Raw genomic sequence first — 17,440 nt, forward strand, 5'->3', positions numbered from 1 at the left:
AGATGTGTATAAGGACCAGCCCGGAATCCGTGTGCGCCGGAGCGCGACGCCCTGGTCGAGCGGGACGGCCGGCCCGCCCGCACCCGAGGCCCCGGCCGTCGGGCCCCGCCCGTCCGGTCACCGGCCCGCCCCCGGCCGCTCCGGACGGCGGGAGTGGCCCGGTTCACATGGCGCACCCGACCCGCCACCGACACGATGGTCTTCGTCACCGGCAGGCTGAAGGGATCACGAATGTTCCGCAAGGTGCTGGTCGCCAACCGCGGTGAGATCGCGATTCGGGCGTTCCGCGCGGGCTACGAACTGGGCGCCCGAACCGTTGCCGTCTTTCCGCACGAGGACCGCAACTCGCTGCACCGTCTGAAGGCCGACGAGGCCTACGAGATCGGTGAGCCGGGCCATCCGGTGCGGGCCTACCTCTCCGTCGACGAGATCGTCCGCGCCGCGCGCCGCGCGGGAGCCGACGCCGTCTACCCGGGCTACGGCTTCCTGTCCGAGAATCCCGAGCTGGCCCGGGCCTGCGAGGAGGCCGGCATCACGTTCGTCGGGCCCGGCGCGGGCATCCTGGAACTGACCGGGAACAAGGCGCGCGCCGTGGCCGCCGCCCGCGAGGCGGGTGTGCCGGTCCTGGCCTCCTCGGAGCCCTCCACCGACGTGGACGAACTCCTGCGCGCGGCCGACGGCATCGGCTTCCCCGTGTTCGTCAAGGCGGTCGCGGGCGGCGGCGGGCGCGGCATGCGCCGCGTCGAGGACCCCGCCCAGCTGAGGGAGGCCGTCGAGGCGGCGTCCCGCGAGGCGGCGTCCGCGTTCGGCGACGCCACCGTCTTCCTGGAGAAGGCCGTCGTCGAACCCCGCCACATCGAGGTGCAGATCCTCGCCGACGGACACGGCGACGTCATCCACCTCTTCGAGCGGGACTGCTCGGTGCAGCGGCGCCACCAGAAGGTCATCGAACTCGCCCCCGCGCCGAACCTCGACCCGGAACTGCGCGAGCGGATCTGCACCGACGCGGTGAACTTCGCCCGTCGGATCGGCTACCGCAACGCCGGTACCGTGGAGTTCCTCCTCGACCGCGACGGCAACCACGTCTTCATCGAGATGAACCCGCGCATCCAGGTCGAGCACACGGTCACCGAGGAGGTCACCGACGTCGACCTGGTGCAGGCGCAGCTGCGCATCGCCGCCGGAGAGACGCTCGCCGACCTCGGGCTCTCCCAGGAGGGCATCACGCTGCGCGGCGCCGCCCTGCAGTGCCGCATCACCACCGAGGACCCGGCCAACGGCTTCCGCCCGGACACCGGCCGGATCAGCGCCTACCGCTCGCCCGGCGGCTCCGGCATCCGCCTGGACGGCGGCACCACCCACGCCGGTACCGAGATCAGCGCGCACTTCGACTCCATGCTGGTCAAACTGACCTGCCGGGGAAGGGACTTCGCCACCGCGGTGGGCCGCGCCCGGCGCGCGGTGGCCGAGTTCCGCATCCGCGGCGTGGCCACGAACATCCCGTTCCTGCAAGCCGTCCTGGAGGACCCGGACTTCGAGGCCGGGCGGGTCACCACCTCGTTCATCGAGCAGCGCCCGCAGCTGCTCACCGCACACCACTCCGCCGACCGCGGGACGAAGCTGCTGACCTACCTCGCCGACGTCACGGTGAACAAGCCGCACGGCGAGCGGCCCGACCTGGTCGACCCGCTGACCAAGCTGCCGCCGCTGCCGGCCGGCGAACCACCGGCCGGCTCCCGGCAGCGCCTCGCCGAACTCGGCCCCGAGGGCTTCGCCCGCTGGCTGCGCGACTCCCCGACCCTCGGCGTCACCGACACCACGTTCCGCGACGCCCACCAGTCGCTGCTGGCCACCCGGGTGCGCACCAAGGACCTGCTCGCCGTCGCCCCGGTGGTGGCCCGCACCCTGCCCGGGCTGCTCTCCCTGGAGTGCTGGGGCGGCGCCACGTACGACGTCGCCCTGCGCTTCCTCGCCGAGGACCCGTGGGAGCGCCTGGCCGCCCTGCGGGAGGCCGTGCCGAACATCTGCCTGCAGATGCTGCTGCGCGGCCGCAACACCGTGGGCTACACCCCGTACCCGACGGAGGTGACCGACGCCTTCGTCCAGGAGGCGGCGGCCACCGGCATCGACGTCTTCCGCATCTTCGACGCGCTGAACGACGTCTCCCAGATGCGCCCCGCCATCGACGCCGTGCGCGAGACGGGAACGGCCGTCGCCGAGGTGGCCCTGTGCTACACCGCCGACCTGTCCGACCCGTCCGAGCGGCTCTACACCCTGGACTACTACCTGCGCCTGGCCGAGCGGATCGTCGAGGCGGGCGCCCACGTCCTGGCCGTCAAGGACATGGCCGGCCTGCTGCGGGCACCGGCGGCGGCGACGCTGGTGTCGGCCCTGCGCCGGGAGTTCGACCTCCCGGTCCACCTGCACACCCACGACACCGCCGGCGGCCAGCTCGCCACCTACCTCGCCGCCGTCCAGGCCGGGGCGGACGCGGTCGACGGGGCGGTGGCCTCCATGGCGGGCACCACCTCGCAGCCGTCCCTGTCGGCGATCGTCGCCGCGACCGACCACTCGCAGCGGCCCACCGGCCTGGACCTGACGGCCGTCGGCGACCTGGAGCCCTACTGGGAGAGCGTCCGCAAGGTCTACGCCCCCTTCGAGGCGGGCCTGGCCTCACCGACCGGCCGCGTCTACCACCACGAGATCCCCGGCGGGCAGCTCTCCAACCTGCGCACCCAGGCGATCGCGCTGGGCCTGGGCGACCGCTTCGAGGAGATCGAGGCGATGTACGCCGCCGCCGACCGGATGCTCGGCCGCCTGGTGAAGGTCACCCCCTCCTCGAAGGTGGTCGGCGACCTGGCCCTGCACCTGGTGGGCGCGGGCGTCTCCCCGGCGGACTTCGAGGCGGAGCCCGGCCGGTTCGACGTCCCCGACTCCGTCGTCGGCTTCCTCCGCGGCGAGCTGGGCACTCCGCCGGGCGGCTGGCCCGAGCCGTTCCGGAGCAAGGCCCTGCGGGGCCGCGCCGAGCCCAAGCCCGTGCAGGAGCTGACCGCCGACGACCGCGCCGGGCTGGCGAAGGACCGCAGGGCGACCCTCAACCGGCTGCTGTTCCCCGCACCGGCGCGCGAGTTCGAGACCCACCGGCAGACCTTCGGCGACACCAGCGTCCTGGACAGCAAGGACTTCTTCTACGGACTGCGCCCCGGCAAGGAGTACAGCGTCGACCTCGACCCCGGTGTGCGCCTGCTCATCGAGCTCCAGGCCGTGGGCGACGCCGACGAGCGCGGCATGCGCACCGTGATGTCCACGCTGAACGGCCAGTTGCGGCCGATCCAGGTCCGCGACCGGTCGGCGGCCTCCGACGTGCCCGTCACGGAGAAGGCCGACCGGGCCGACCCCGGGCACGTCGCGGCGCCCTTCGCCGGTGTGGTGACCCTCGCGGTCGCCGAGGGCGACGAGGTGGAGGCCGGGGCCACGGTGGCCACCATCGAGGCGATGAAGATGGAGGCCGCGATCACCGCCCCGAAGTCCGGCACGGTCGCCAGGCTGGCCATCAACCGCATCCAGCAGGTGGAGGGCGGCGACCTCCTGGTGGAACTCGCCTGAACCTCCGACCGGGCACGCACGTCGGTGCGTGCCCGGTCCGCGTTCCGGCCGGCACCGCCCGCCGGAAGCGGGGCCCCACCGGACCATGAACAGACCTGCGAAGGCGGGCCGTCACGGCGTAGGTTGTGGTCGACCCCCTCATGCCTCGACCGACGACGGACGGTACCCATGACCGACCCTGCACCGACGCCCGGACCCACGCAGCAGCAGATCGACACGTCGGTGCCGCACTCGGCCCGGATCTGGAACTACTGGCTGGGCGGGAAGGACAACTACCCCGTCGACGAGGAAGCGGGTGACGCCTACACCGCCGTCTTCCCCGGCATCGTCACCATCGCCCGCAGCAGCCGGGCCTTCCTGCGCCGCACCATCACCCACCTGGTCGGCGAGGCGGGCATCCGGCAGTTCCTGGACATCGGGACCGGCCTGCCCACGGCCGACAACACGCACGAGGTCGCCCAGCGCCTCGCCCCCGACGCCCGGATCGTCTACGTCGACAACGACCCGATGGTCCTCGCCCACGCCCGCGCCCTGCTCTACTCCACCCCCGAAGGGGCGACCGCCTACGTCGACGCCGACGTGCTCGACCCGGACAGCATCCTGGCGGCGGCCGCCGCCACCCTGGACTTCACGCGCCCCACCGCCCTCATCCTCAGCAACATCCTGGGCCACATCGCCGACTACGACCGGGCGCGCTCCGTCGTCACCCGCCTGATGGACGCCCTGCCGTCCGGCAGCCATCTCGTCGTCAACGACGGCTCGCGGGGCATCGACCCGGTCTTCGAGCAGGCGCAGGACGCCTACAACGAGAGCGGCGCCGTCCCGTACCACCTGCGCACCGTCGAGCAGATCACGGGGTTCTTCGACGGCCTGGACCTCGTCGAACCCGGCGTGGTCCCGGTCCCCCTCTGGCGCCCGGACGACGCTTCCCCCACCCCGGAAACCGTCGCCGAGCACGGCGGCCTCGCCCGCAAGCCGTGACACCCCGCCGTGCGCGGGCGGCCGGGCTCGCCGGCCGCCCGCGCACGGCGCCGCCCCCTCGGGACCCGGCGGATTCTCGGTGGACACCCCCTGGCCCCGGGAGCGAGGGTGGACACCATGCAGCAGGAGCAGATCTGGGGCGCCGACACCGCCCGGCGCTACGACACGCCCGGGACCGGCATGTTCGCGCCCGAGGTCCTGGAACCGACCGTGGACCGCCTTGCCCGGCTCGCCGGGGAGGGGGCGGCGCTGGAGTTCGCCGTCGGCACCGGCCGGGTGGCCGTCCCGCTCGCCGGCCGGGGAGTCCCCGTCACCGGTATCGAGCTGTCACCACCGATGGTGGAGCAGCTGCGCACCAAGGCGGACGAGACGACGCTCCCCGTGATCATCGGTGACATGGCGACCACGGTCGTCCCGGGGGAGTACACCCTGGTCTACCTCGTCTACAACACGATCTCCAACCTGCTCACCCAGGCCGAGCAGGTCGAGTGCTTCCGCAACGCGGCCCGCCACCTCGGGCCCGGCGGCCGGTTCGTGGTCGAGCTCTGGGTGCCCGAGCTGCGGAAGCTCCCACCGGGCCAGTCGGCCACCGTCTGGCATGCCGAGCCGGGCTACATCGGCCTGGACACCTACGACGTCCTGCGTCAGCACGTCGTGTCGCACCACTTCCGGTTCGACGGGACCGAACGGGCCCGGCTGTTCCGCAGCCCCCACCGCTACGTCTGGCCGGCCGAGCTCGACCTCATGGCCCAACTGGCCGGATTCGAACTGGAAACCAGGCATGCGGACTGGAACGGGGCCGAGTTCACCGCCGAGTCGCGCTCCCACGTCTCCGTCTACCGCGTCCCGCCCGCCCCGGCGGCGACGCGTGGACGAGGGACGACCTGACGCCGGAGACGTCAGCCCCGGCCGCGGCCGGTGAGCAGGTCGCGCACGCGGTCGACCATGCCCGCGCCGGGGGCCAGGGTCCTGTCCCCGGGAGGGGTGTCGGGAGCGGCCGGGTGGGCACGGGTCGGGGCGGTCCTCTTGGCCGAGCGGACCTCGTCCCCGAGGCCGTCCAGGAGCCCGGCCGGGCACGACTCGGCCAGGAGGGGGAAAAGCCGGTCCTCCTCGTCCCGCACGTGCGCGGTGACCGACTGCTTCAGCCGCGTGACGAGGGCGCCGAACCGGTCGTCGCCCGGGGCGCAGCCCTCCAGCTCCTTGAGCGTCCGCTCGATCTCGGCGTGGTCGGCGAGCTCCTTGTCGGCCATGTCGTCGCCGTCGTCGACGTACCGGCGCACCGCCGGGTACAGGTGCGCCTCCTCGGCGACGGTGTGCCTCACGAGTGCGATGGTGAGCCGGTCGGCGACCTCCCGCTGCCCGTCGTCGCCGGTGGGGAGCGCCTGGATCTCCTCGAAGAGCGCGTCGACCTCGCGGTGGTCAGCGGTCAGCTCCTCGATCACGTTTCCGCCGTGTCCCATCACGTCTCCCGTTCCCTTCAGGCCTGGACGGCTGTGCTGCAACGGATCCTCCGGGCATGCCGGGCGCCCGGCGCGCTGCCGTCTCCCGCCCGTTCCGCTCGTGCGGCAGGCGGTCGCTGCTCAGAGGCGCTGCGCACCACTACACCAGCGCCGCGCGCCGCGTGCATCGTCGGCAGGGCCCGTTCGAGTCGGGCCCGCGCGCCGGCCCCGGACGCCGTCGCCGGAACGCCGCCCGGACGGCGGTCGCCCACCACCCGGCCCCGCGGTGGTCAGGACGCGTCGTGGTCACCGACGACGTCCACCGCCCAGGTACGGCACCGGCGTCCTCGTGGTGACCACGACCGCGTTCCCGCCGAAGACGGACCGGTAGGACGTGAGTGCCGCGCGGGCGTCGTCCCGGGAGGTCGGACAGATGGGTCACGGGGTCCGCGGCCGTACCCGAGGCCGCAGGGGGTGCGGTCCCGACCCGACGCAAGCCTCAGCGCCGCCTGGGCTGCAGCACTCCGGCGAGCAGGACGACGAGCACACCGACGAACGGGACCACCAGCAGGCCCAGCCGGAGGCTGGTGGCGTCGGCGACGAGCCCGACGACGGGCGGGGAGAGCAGGAAGCCCAGGCGCATGAGCCAGGAGACGATCGTCAGACCCGATCCGGGTTTGAGGCCGGGCAGTTCATCGGCTTCGTGCATGGCCGCGGGTACCAGGGTCGCCACGCCGAATCCGGCCGCGGCGAAACCGAGGATCGTCCCGGGCACGGTGGGCACGGCCAGCGCCAGGCCCATGCCGGCCGCGACGACGAACCCGCCGGCCCGGGCCACGGCGCGCTGGCCGAACCGGTCGACGAGCCGGTCGCCGAGGAGGCGGCCGACGAACTGGGCACCGACCAGGGCGATGTAACCGGTGGCCGCGAGCGTCACCGACGCGTGGAGCGAATCGGAGAGGTAGAGCGCGGCCCAGGAGTTGCCCGCGTCCTCGACGAGCGTGCCGGCCGTGGCGATGAGGACGAGTGCGGCCAGCACGTACCCGGTGCGCAGCGGCGCTGTCACGCGCTCCTGGCGCAGCGGCTCCCGGCCCGCGGCGTCCGTTTCCTCCCCGGCCGGCTCGGTGTCGGGCCCGGGGAGGCAGAACCGCAGGGCGACGCAGGCGACGATCGTGAACAGCACCGCCGAGATCAGCAGGTGCTGCCCCCGCGACAGGTCGAGCGCGATCGCGGCGGCGGCCATGGAGCCTCCGGAGACCGCTCCGATGGACCAGATGGCGTGGAAGGAGTTGATGATGGAGCGTCCGTACCGGCGCTGCACCCGCAGGCCGTGGGCGTTCTGTGCGACATCGGTGATCGCGTCCATGGCCCCGGCCAGGAACAGCGCCGCCGCGAACGCCGGCACCGAGCCGGCCAGACCGGCGGCGAGGACCCCGACGCCGGTCAGCAGGGTGCCGGCCACCGCCACGCGCGCCGACCCGAACCGGCGGATGAGCACCCCGGCCGCCAGACCGGCCACGATGGCACCCGTCGGGAACGCCGCGACGGCCAGACCGTAGGCGGCGTTGCCGATGCCGAGGTCCGCCTTGATCTGCGGATAGCGCGGCAGGAGGTTGGCGAACAGCGCCCCGTTGGTGAAGAAGAGCACGGCGACGGCCACGCGGGCCTGCCGTTCGGCCGGGGCAGGCCGGCGTAGTACGTCGACAGTCATGCGCGCGAGCCTATATCGGGAGCGTACGAACGTACACTTGCTTCGGCGGGAGGCGGACGGCTCCTCACGCGGGGGTCAGGAACGCGTCGGACGGTCCGGCGATCGGCCGACGCGGGCGGCGATGGCCTGCGCACACGGCAGGGACTCGGTGTGGGTCGTGTCCACCTCCACGTCGTAGAACACCCCCTGGTGCACCACATCGGCCTGCGACACGGCCATCCCCCGGACGCGGTCTCCCCGTGCGATCTCGCGGCCCGCGGCGACCGCGCTCTCACACCTGACGCCGACCCACAGCACGGCCAGCCCGTCCAGCGCCTTCCGCCACCGCCGCTGGGACGCCGCTCCACCCAGGAAGACGTCGTCGACGATGATCCTGGCGCCTGCGCGGGCCATCGTCACGATGCCCTCCGTCCAGGCCGCCTCCAGCGCCCGGAAGTCCGCCCCGACGCTCACCCCGCCGTCCGCGGCGAACGTGATGCCCCCCTCCGACGCCTGCATCCTCGCCGGCAGGGCGTCGACGAACGAGTCGCACCCGAACGCCAGCCACGGATCCGGCAACACGTCCTGCAGGCACCGCACGATCCCGGACTTCCCCGAGCTGGAACCACCGTTGAGGATGATCATCTGAGTCGTCACCGCGCCACAGTAGGGCGCTTTCCCCGCGGCACGAAGCGAATTTCGGCGGGCACGGGGCCCGGGCACCGAGGGCATGACCATGCGCGGTACGGCGGTCGTGCCGTCGTCGAGCTGGTCGAGCCGCGTGGGGGCCGGCGCCGGCCGCGCGGTGGCGCTGCTCGACGCGTGCCGGTGCGTGCCGTACGGCGACCGTGCGGGTGCTGATCCGTGCCGTACGGCGACCGTGCGGGTGCCGGGGGAGAGGGGCGACGCCGGGTCCTCGGCGGGGAACGGGGGAGGCGTGGGCCCGGGCGGGGCGTTCACGCTTCACGGACGGTGCGCCCGGCGCGAGGACGGCTCAAGACGGTGTGATGCTTGCCCTCACACTGTTTCTGACGTGGCGTTCTCCGTCAGCGGCCCCGCGTGCGCGGCTCAGGGGCGCTTGGCGCGGTAGAGACCCCGGCCGGTCCTGCGGACACGGGACGTGCCGACGAGACGGTCGAGTGTACTCCGGACCGCGTTGATGGCCCCGCTGTCGGTGTCGCGGCCGAGGGCCGCGGCGACGTCGCGGGCACGCACCTCCGCATCGCCGACCGAGGCGAAGTACTCCAGGATCTGTTCGGTGAGCTTGCCGTACTTCTTCTGCCCGCCGACGTCGGCGGACGGCTTCGAGGCGGCAGGCTCCTCCGTGCCCTGCCGGCGTCCGGCCCGGCGCGCCTGTGACCCGGTCACCGGCGCGACGTCCGCGGGCGTGGAGGGGGACACGCCCGCCCCCGGCGCCACAGGAGCCGGCGTCCGCCGCCGCCCCGCGGCAGACGCCATGTCCGCCGTGTCCGTACCGGCCGGGCCGGGCATCAGTGCCTCGAGGGCGCTGAGGGCCCGCTGGACGGAGCCGAGGTGGGCCACGACCGCGGCCAACTCCCTCTCCAGTGCCTGCTTCTGGATCTCCAGGCGGGCGAGGTCCTCCTGAAGGCTCTCAGCGGCGATCTCAATGTTGTGCGCCGTGCGGGTTCCCGAGACCATGTGTTCCCTTCATCCTCGACCCCTCGCGCTGCACCCCCCACCGGCTCACCCGCGGTGGTGCTCGGCTCGAATGCCGGGATACAGACCCCTTGGGCATCATAGGCGGGAACACACTGCGGAATACAGATGATTCGGGCGGACCGCGCATGGTCCGGGGCCCGGTCCACGAGGCGGACGCGACGGGTGCGACCGCGGCGTTCGACGACCGTGGCCCCCGTGGCAGCCGAGCGGCACACCGTGTGACACGGTCGCGGAACGCCACTTCCCGGCGTTCGAAGTCCGCCGCCGTCGCCGATCACGTCGGCGAACACGTCACCGAAAGTGACGGGGAGGAGTGACCCCAGCGCCGGCGTGGAGGCCGGCGCACGGTTGCCGTGACGGCTTCGGCAGCGGCGCCGCCATGGGCCATGACGGCGATTCCCCGCGCCTGCGGCATGATCCGTCGGACACACCCCGGCCGGCACGGACGGAGAGGTGCCGCAGGCGTGCGCGGCCCTCCGCTGCGGGCGGCAGGAGGCCCCCAGCCGGCGAGCGCCGCCACGAGACCACGGGAGACCCCGCATGGCCGTCCACTATCCGTACCGCATCGCGACCGGGAGAGGGGACCTGACGCTGATCTGGCGGCCCGGAGAGGGCGATGCCCCCGATGAACTCGTCGTCGACGACCTCGGAGGGATCCTCGCGTTCCATGACCTCGGGACGCTGCAGGAGTACTGCGATCGCAACGACCGGGAGCTCGTCCGGGAGGACGAAGCCACGCTCGATCTGGTTGCCGTACGGCGGTGGGTCGAGCACCCCGCGCTCGGCTCGGTGTCGGCAGGACTGCTGCTGGACTCCTGGAACTTCTTCGAAGACCTCTCCCACAGCCTGAAGGCCGGTCCGGGTCTTCCCTCCCAAGGGCCGATCCACGACAGCGCCTACGAAAAGATCTTCGGGGGCGACGCTCTCGAACCGGCCGCCGGAGAGGGAGCCTGGACGGACGGGGAGACCGCGGCCGTGCGCGCATTCCTCCGCGCGGGACTGGAACTCTGGGAGCAGGCCGTGCGGGGGCCGGACACCGGCTGATCGGACCTCCGGCACCTCCCCGCGCGCTCGGCGCCGTGCCCGGTGCCGGGAGGGGGCGAGCGGCACCGGGACCGTTCCGCTCACGTGGCCCGCACCGCCCGGCGCCGCACCGGACCCCGTTGTCAGAGGCCTGTCCTACAGTTCCCGTCACTTGATCACTGCGGGTGCGGGAGGCACGCATGGGGTGGGTGTCGGCAGGCGGCTACGAAGTCGCCCTCGACGACGGCAAGGTGGTGTGCCGCAACACGGCCGGGCGGCGGCTGAAATCCGTACCGTCCAGGATCGCCGACGACCCGGCGGTGGTGGGGCTGCGTCAGCTCGCCGAGTGGCTGGAGCGGCACGAACGGCAGTGCCTGGCCGACGTGGAGCGGTGGATGGTGCGCTCGCTGCCGGTGCCGTTCGCGGTCCTGGCGCGGGTGTGGCCGGACCCGGCCTGGCAGGCCGCCCTCCGCGATCTGGTGGTCACGGGGACGGACGGCGTGGTGGCCGGGTTCCTGCGGGACGCCGACCCCGAGCGCGGCCTCGGCTTGGTCGACCTCGACGGCGACACCGTCCGCCTCACCCCCGGCCTGGTCCGCCTGCCGCACCCGGTGCTCCTCGACGAACTGGAGGAACTGCGTGAGTTCGCCGTCGAGATAGGCATCGAGCAGCGCGCCCAGCAGCTCTTCCGCGAAGTGTGGCACCGGCCCGCGGCGCTCGACGCCGAGGCCACCTCCGTCGAGGACCACGCGGGCGGTGTCTTCAAGGAACTGAGGTTCCTGCACGGCCGCGCGACCCAGCTGGGTTACCGCGTGCGCGGAGGCCACGCCGTGTGCTCCGTACTGGAGGACGGCCGCGGCGTCGAGGCCCGGGTGTGGGTCGGCGACTACGACGGCTACGAGGAGACGGAGACCGGCCCCCTGTTCTTCACCGACCCGGCGGGCCGGGTGCTGAAGCTCGGCCAGGTCGGGCCGGTGGCCTGGTCGGAGGGCATGCGCATGGCGGCCGCGCTGTACGCCGGACGCGACATCGAGGACGAGGAGCGTGCGGCATGACGACGCATGACGGCATCACGTACGACGGCGTCACGTACGACGAGGCGGCCTCCGCCGCACTGCTCGACGCCGGTGCCGTACTGCCCCCGGGCACCACGGACCGGGAGGACGCCGACGTCCTCACCGTCCGCACGTACACGCACCCCGCGCTGGACGGGCGGGAGATCGTCCGGCTGGTGCCGGGCATGCTCGGCGAGGCGGAGGACCTCGCCCTGGACTTCCTCGGACTGGTCCGGGAGCCGGAGACGCACGAGGTCGGGCAGGTGCGCCGGGAGACCCTCGGCTTCCCCGCCTGGGCGCTGGTCAACGACCCGGCGAACGGGCACCACGCGCTGGCGCTGGTCAGGGACATCGAGCGGCTCGCCCGGCAGGCCAAGTCCCGTCCCGGCAACGCCAAGGAGGGCTTCGAGGAACTCGGCGAGCGACTCGGCCGGGCCGTGCCGCACTTCCTGCCCACCTTCTACGAGCAGGCCGCCCGCGTCTTCCTCCAACACGGGAACACCACGTACGCGGCGGCCTTCTTCGGCAAGGCCCGCGAGGCGGAGCGGGTGCACGCGCTGAGCGTGGACGAGGAGCGGCAGCGGGCCGTGTTCCTGGAGTTCGCCTTCGCCGGCGCGCTGACGGTCAAGGCGCTCAAGGAGCACGTGAAGGCCCTCGCGGCGCGGCTCGCCCCGGCCGAGGCCTGGGCGCAGTTCCGGCAGCTGACCGTGGAGCGCTGCGCGGCGGGCATGCCGCCGTACGCGTCCCTGCCCCAGGACGCCCGCACCCTGATCAAGGCCGCGGGCCTGGACCGGGTCACCGAGGAGTGCGCCCTGGTCGCGGACCTGCTCGCGTCGCCCGCGGCGGTCCGGGCCCCCGCGTCCTTCTGGAGCACCTACCGGGCGACGCTCGTCGTCCTCGCCGAGCGGCAGCCCGCCGTGCGGGTCCGGCTGCTGGAGATCATGCCGGCCGGGCTGGGCCGTTCGACGGAGGACGACGAGTTCTGGCTGGCGCTGCTCGCGGAAACCGGCGCCGACCGGCTGCTGACGGGCGAGGCCGGGGCGGGCCGGGCGGACGGGGCCGAGGCGGACGGAGTCGACGCGGACGGGATCGACGCGGCGGACTGGCTCGGCCGATGGGCACTGCACCGCAAGCACGGCTCCTCGGTCAGCGGCCGTTCACCGGCCACCCTCGCGCTCGTGGAGCGCATGGCTCCGCGCCTGCGCGCCCAAGGCCGTCCCGTGGACCTCTTCACGGGCCGCTGGCACGCCGCGGCCGACCTCGACCTGCTGGACCTGTGCGCGGCGGAGAGGGTGCCGCTGGCCCTGCCCGAGGCCGGCGAGGACGTCTTCCTCCCCCTCGATCAGTGGCTGAAGGAGACCCGGCCCGGCCGACGAGACCTGACCGCCGTCGCGGCGGACCCGGGCTGTCGGCGCCTGCTGTACCGGTCCGTCGGGAACCTGAGCGACCACCGCCACGGCGCCGGACTGCTGGAGGGACTGGCCGGGCACCCCGTGCTCGCCGAGGTGCTGCGCGAGTGGCTGGACGACACCGCCGGTGAACTGCACGGCGCGGCCGGGCTGCCCGGCGCCCGCACGGCGCTGGAACAGCTGCGTCCGTTCCGTGCGATCGCCGCCCGGATCAGCCCGCAGGCCGTCGCCCGGGTCGCCGCACTCGACGTCGCGCCGCTGCTGGGCCGCACCCTGCGCGCCGGCATCCCGGACGAACTGGGCTGGCCCGCCCTCGACGAGGCGCTGCGGCGGCTGGACGCGGAGACCCGGCGCGACCGCGACGACACGCTCGGCGTCCACGAGGCCTGGCCGGCGCTGATCCTCTCCCGCAGGCACAGGGCGATCGTCGTGGGACCGCAGGACATCCTGCTGGAGCACGACCTGCGGCTGCCGGCGGAGCTGGACCGCTGGCAGCGTCCGTCGTTCCGTTACGCGGACGGCGAGCTGCTGGTGATGTGGCGGCACGACGGCAAGCAGTACGGCTACTGGTCGGCCCGCCCGTCCGAGGTGTTCCCGCTCGGCGGCGAGAAGCTCCCGCACTGGTACGGCAGCAGCGACGCGGGCGAGACCTCGATCCCGCTGCCGGGCGGCGGTCGCGCCACCGGCGGGCGCGCCCTGCACGCCGGCGACACGGTCCTGCCGCCCGGCCGCCGCGTCCTCGGGGACGGCACCTCGTACTGGCGCCAGGGACGGCAGGGACGGCAGCAGGTGTGGCTCGAGTACGACCCGGCCACCGGTACGCACGGGCGTGCCTCGCTGCCCGCGTTCCTGCGGTCCGGCATCCGCGAGGGCGCGACCCTGCTCCAGCGGCACTGCGCGGTGCTGCCCCTCCAGCCCGGCCTGGAGCACAGCCCGTTCGGCACGGACGGCACGGTCCTCGGCCACTGGGTGCGCACCGAGGGCGAGGGCGACGAGGCCCGCACCACCGTCGGTACGCCGGACGGCCGGACCGTCACCCTGCCGGCGGCACACGGCCGGACCCCGGGTCTTCCGGTCGGTGTGCTGCGGCTGCCCGGCGGCGCCGAGTCCGTCGTCGTCGCCCAGTACCGCCAGGTCGCCCTGTGCGCGGGCGACGACAGCACCGGTGTGCGGGAGCTGGGCCGGGTGACGCCGCTGGAGCGGGGCGGCGAGTTCGCCGCCGGCACACGGCTCGTCCCGCCGGTCGACTTCTGGCACGCGCTGCGGCCGCGCGACGAGAAGGCGTCGGCGGTCCTGCGGGCGCTGACCGACGAGCAGGCGGACGGGCTGCTGCGCGCCGGGGCCCGGGCGCTGGCGGAGCGGCAGGCGAAGGTGGCGGCGGCCGGCCGGGCGAACACGGCGGACGGGAGCGGGAACACCTCGGGAGCGGGGACCGCGAACACCTCGGGGGCCGGCACCGGAAAGCCCGCCGTCCCGACCGCCGACGAGGTCCTGCGGAAGACCGTCTCCCGCTGCCTGCCCACCCTCACCGAGCCTCGTCTGCTCACCGGCGTCACCGCCCTGGTCCGCGCGGTGCTGCGCCTGGCGGAGTCCGTCGCCACGTTCGTGACGCCCCCGGCGGAGCGGCCCGGGGCGGAGCGCGGGCGCACCGAGGGCATGTTCGCCGACTACAGCCCCGAGGACGGCGACGACCGGACGCTGCGCGAGGCGACCGCCGGTCTCGCCCGGATGGAGGGCTGGTGGGGCGGCGGGCAGCGCTGGAACGCGCTGCGCCAGATCCGCGCCGTGAACCACGTCCTGTCCGGGAAGCCCGCCGACGGCAAGCCCCTGCCCGGCCCCTCCCGGCTCACCGGGCCCGCCGACGGGTGGTCCAGCGACGAGTTCACCGTTCCGGGCATCGGCGTGGTGTGGCCGTCCGTGCTGGACGTGCTGCGCCCGCTCGCCTACCGCGCCGCCTCACCGGCCCTGACGGAGGTGCACCGCCGGGCGCTGCTGCTGCTGTTCGAGGCGATCGCGGAGGGTCCGCTGGCCGCGCCCGGGGGCGCGCTGCGCGAGATCGTGCTGAGCGAGCCGCGCGGCAAGCAGGAACGCGTGGGCCAGGTGCTGCGCCGGGAAGGCCGCACCGTCGTCGTCCTCGGCTGCCAGAGCGTCGACCACCACGCGGAACGGGTGCACTGGCTGGCCCTGGACCACGACCCGGCCGGCGTGTTCGGCGCGGTCGCGCACTTCGCCCTGGAGAGGGAGACCGCGCGCCCGCCGGTGTTCCCGGCCGACGCGCTGACCGCGGTGACCGGGCTGATCCGGGACAAGGGCCCCGCGCCCTGGCAGCCGGAGGCACCCGCCGCCCTGACCGCCGCGACACGGAACGGGCTGGGCCCCGTGCAGGCGGCCCTGCTGCTCGCCGGGAATCCGCCGCAGCTCACCGACGAGGTGATCGCCGCCACCGGGCTGAAGCCGCGGCAGAAGCAGCTCGGCGACGCGCTGCTGGACTCGCTGGAGCCCGGCGACCGGACGGCGCTCCTCGGCGCGCTGCTGCCCGGGAACCCCGGTGACCTGTGGACGTCCGGACCGGACACGGACACGGCCGGCCGGGTGTGGGCGGAGCGCCTCGCCGGGGTCGTCCGCCTGCCCGAGGACCTCGCCGGGGAACTCTCCCTCGCAGGTCTGCCCGCCGGCCCCGTCGAGGAGGTGCTCAACCCGCACCGCACCCCCTGGATCAGCCGCACCACGGTGCAGCGGCCCGGCAAGAACGGCGACCTGGTGCCGGAGGACCCCGCGGCCCTGCCCGGACGGTACGACCTGGCGCATGCCGTGACCGCCCTGGCCGGGCTCGCCTACTCCCTGCCGTACGGGCACCCCCTGCGCGCCGCCCTGCCGGAAGGGCTGGCCGCGCTGCGCCGCCGCGTCGCGGACCCGGGGCTGCTGCTCGACCTCGGCCTGGAGTGGACGGAGAAGGGCTCCTCGACCGCCGCCGAACTGCGCAAGACGTACGGACTGCCCGCCACCGGCGGTGCCGACGCGCACGGTCTGACACACGTCGGCGAGGCACTGGTGCTGCGCCCCTGGTACGGCGACCAGGAGACCGTCCTGGTCCGCCCGGGCGCCCTCACCGGGGCGGACGACCCCGTCTTCGGACTGGTCGAGGGGCTCGTCGGGCCCGGGTCGGGCCAGGGCATGCGGGCGCTGCGGACGATCCTGGACGACGGGCTCGCCCGCGCCCTCGCGGCCGGGACCGATCCCGAGGGGCCCGCGGGGCACGCCCAGGACCCCTCCGTCAGCGTGCCCGGTCTGGTCGCCGAGGTCGCCGAGGCCCACGGTCTGGGCGAGGACGCGGCGGCGCTCTACCTGCAACTGCTGGCCCTGCCCGACCCGACGGACCGCAACTGCGCCCGCTGGACGGGCTGGAAGCCCGCCCGGACGAAGAAGGCCCGCACCGAACTGGCGGCCACCGGCCTGGTCGTGGAGGCGAAGCGGACACGCGCCGGACGCACCCTCTTCCTGCCGTGCGGCTGGCTCGACCTGAAGTCCCCCGCGCTGCCGGTGGAGATCTGGAAGCGGGGCCTCTACCCGATCCGCGGCCACTCCCGCACGGTGCCGCCGATGCCGGTGCCCGAACTGTTCACGCGCGCGTGGGACCGCGTCCGCGCCGGCGACGCCCCGGCCTACGAGGAACTCACCACCCGCGCCACCCGCAAGGGCCGCCGCCGATGACCACCGTCCACCCGCACCCGGAAGAAACCGCACCGATGACCACCGCCCTCCCTCCCGCTCCGGCCCGCCAGATCGTCCCGCCCGAGGACCGGTACGCGGCCGAACTGGCCTTCCTCGCCGCGTACGACGACGGACCGCGCCCGCCCGCCTGGCGGCTCACCCCGCGCGCGGTCGTCACGTTCGTCATGGGCAGCGACGGCCGCGCGCTGAAACTGCCCGACGGCGCCGAGGCACCCGAGGGGGTGCCGCGCCGCCTGGTGATCGAGGACAAGTTCGTCGGCGACCGGGCGCTGGTCGAGCGGTGCGTGGTGACCCTCGCCGGGGAGCGCGGTCTGCTGCTCGTCGGCGAGCCCGGCACCGCCAAGTCGATGCTGTCGGAGCTGCTCGCCGCCGCCGTGTGCGGCACCAGCGGCCTGGTCGTGCAGGGCACGGCCGGTACCACCGAGGACCAGCTCAAGTACGGCTGGAACTACGCGCTGCTGCTGGCGCAGGGCCCCACCCGGCAGGCGCTCGTGCCGTCCCCGGTCCTGACCGCCATGTCCCGGGGCGCCGTCGCCCGCGTCGAGGAGGTCACCCGCTGCCTGCCCGAAGTGCAGGACTCGCTGGTGTCGTTGCTCTCCGAGCGGCGGATCGCGGTGCCCGAACTGGCCGGCACCGAGGACGCCCTGGCGCACGCGGCGCCCGGCTTCAACCTCATCGCCACCGCCAACCTCCGCGACAAGGGCGTCTCCGAGATGTCCGCGGCCCTCAAGCGCCGCTTCAACTTCGAGACGGTCGGCCCCATCGGGGACCTCGACGCGGAGACCGCGCTGGTGCGCAGCCAGGCGCGGGCGTCCGCGTCGAGGT

11 protein-coding genes are annotated in these 17,440 nt (G+C 74.2%); 7 read left to right on the plus strand and 4 right to left on the minus strand.

Translation table 11 applies throughout. The features are described 5' to 3' along the window. The first annotated feature begins 231 nt into the window (after positions 1 to 231). The 3 genes from B7L92_RS05125 (at position 232) to B7L92_RS05135 (ending at position 5,475) form a co-directional block, all read left to right on the plus strand. A complete protein-coding gene (locus B7L92_RS05125; RefSeq protein WP_081236298.1) occupies positions 232 to 3,606 on the plus strand; it encodes a pyruvate carboxylase in 3,375 nt (1,124 codons plus the stop codon). A 168-nt stretch (positions 3,607 to 3,774) separates the two neighbouring features. Further along, positions 3,775 to 4,587: an SAM-dependent methyltransferase gene (locus tag B7L92_RS05130; RefSeq protein ID WP_081236288.1), complete on the plus strand. Its 813-nt coding sequence runs from the start codon at positions 3,775 to 3,777 to the stop codon at positions 4,585 to 4,587. 117 nt (positions 4,588 to 4,704) lie between these two features. Continuing rightward, positions 4,705 to 5,475 carry a class I SAM-dependent DNA methyltransferase gene (locus tag B7L92_RS05135; RefSeq protein ID WP_081236299.1) on the plus strand — a complete coding sequence of 257 codons (771 nt, stop codon included), beginning with the start codon at positions 4,705 to 4,707 and terminating at the stop codon, positions 5,473 to 5,475. A gap of 11 nt (positions 5,476 to 5,486) precedes the next feature. On the opposite strand, the gene B7L92_RS05140 is transcribed toward B7L92_RS05135, so the two are convergent. From B7L92_RS05140 to B7L92_RS05155, 4 genes are all read right to left on the minus strand, one after another. After that, the gene (locus B7L92_RS05140) at positions 5,487 to 6,047 is read right to left on the minus strand and encodes a hemerythrin domain-containing protein (RefSeq protein WP_081236289.1); all 561 of its coding nucleotides are present in this window, start codon (positions 6,045 to 6,047) and stop codon (positions 5,487 to 5,489) included. A gap of 478 nt (positions 6,048 to 6,525) precedes the next feature. Continuing rightward, positions 6,526 to 7,737 carry an MFS transporter gene (locus tag B7L92_RS05145; RefSeq protein ID WP_081236290.1) on the minus strand — a complete coding sequence of 404 codons (1,212 nt, stop codon included), beginning with the start codon at positions 7,735 to 7,737 and terminating at the stop codon, positions 6,526 to 6,528. Between the two features lie 75 nt (positions 7,738 to 7,812). Then, positions 7,813 to 8,373, minus strand: coding sequence for a chloramphenicol phosphotransferase CPT (gene cpt / locus B7L92_RS05150; protein WP_255310760.1), 561 nt, complete (start codon positions 8,371 to 8,373; stop codon positions 7,813 to 7,815). 411 nt (positions 8,374 to 8,784) lie between these two features. Next, the gene (locus tag B7L92_RS05155; RefSeq protein WP_081236292.1) at positions 8,785 to 9,375 is read right to left on the minus strand and encodes a hypothetical protein; all 591 of its coding nucleotides are present in this window, start codon (positions 9,373 to 9,375) and stop codon (positions 8,785 to 8,787) included. A 561-nt stretch (positions 9,376 to 9,936) separates the two neighbouring features. On the opposite strand from B7L92_RS05155, the gene B7L92_RS05165 reads away from it, so the two are divergent. The 4 genes from B7L92_RS05165 to B7L92_RS05180 form a co-directional block, all read left to right on the plus strand. Beyond that, complete coding sequence (locus tag B7L92_RS05165; protein ID WP_081236294.1) at positions 9,937 to 10,440, plus strand: hypothetical protein; 504 nt, start codon at positions 9,937 to 9,939, stop codon at positions 10,438 to 10,440. Between the two features lie 179 nt (positions 10,441 to 10,619). Beyond that, a complete protein-coding gene (locus tag B7L92_RS05170) occupies positions 10,620 to 11,474 on the plus strand; it encodes a DUF4132 domain-containing protein (RefSeq protein ID WP_081236295.1) in 855 nt (284 codons plus the stop codon). Continuing rightward, entirely contained in the window at positions 11,471 to 16,594 is a 5,124-nt protein-coding gene (locus B7L92_RS05175; RefSeq protein WP_081236296.1) for a hypothetical protein, read from the plus strand. The genes B7L92_RS05170 and B7L92_RS05175 overlap by 4 nt, the downstream gene beginning before the upstream one ends. A gap of 35 nt (positions 16,595 to 16,629) precedes the next feature. After that, positions 16,630 to 17,440, plus strand: an 811-nt coding sequence (locus B7L92_RS05180) for an ATP-binding protein (RefSeq protein WP_081236297.1), incomplete at its 3' end; no start/stop codon positions are given.

The organism is Streptomyces viridosporus, from assembly GCF_002078235.1.
GTDB lineage: Bacteria > Actinomycetota > Actinomycetes > Streptomycetales > Streptomycetaceae > Streptomyces > Streptomyces viridosporus.

Excerpts from the sequence above, each read along its gene's own strand:
- B7L92_RS05125 (WP_081236298.1), top strand. The coding sequence starts at position 232 with ATGTTCCGCAAGGTGCTGGTCGCCAACCGCGGTGAGATCGCGATTCGG.
- B7L92_RS05130 (WP_081236288.1), top strand. The coding sequence starts at position 3,775 with ATGACCGACCCTGCACCGACGCCCGGACCCACGCAGCAGCAGATCGAC.
- B7L92_RS05135 (WP_081236299.1), top strand. The coding sequence starts at position 4,705 with ATGCAGCAGGAGCAGATCTGGGGCGCCGACACCGCCCGGCGCTACGAC.
- B7L92_RS05140 (WP_081236289.1), bottom strand. The coding sequence starts at position 6,047 with ATGGGACACGGCGGAAACGTGATCGAGGAGCTGACCGCTGACCACCGC.
- B7L92_RS05145 (WP_081236290.1), bottom strand. The coding sequence starts at position 7,737 with ATGACTGTCGACGTACTACGCCGGCCTGCCCCGGCCGAACGGCAGGCC.
- B7L92_RS05155 (WP_081236292.1), bottom strand. The coding sequence starts at position 9,375 with ATGGTCTCGGGAACCCGCACGGCGCACAACATTGAGATCGCCGCTGAG.
- B7L92_RS05165 (WP_081236294.1), top strand. The coding sequence starts at position 9,937 with ATGGCCGTCCACTATCCGTACCGCATCGCGACCGGGAGAGGGGACCTG.
- B7L92_RS05170 (WP_081236295.1), top strand. The coding sequence starts at position 10,620 with ATGGGGTGGGTGTCGGCAGGCGGCTACGAAGTCGCCCTCGACGACGGC.
- B7L92_RS05175 (WP_081236296.1), top strand. The coding sequence starts at position 11,471 with ATGACGACGCATGACGGCATCACGTACGACGGCGTCACGTACGACGAG.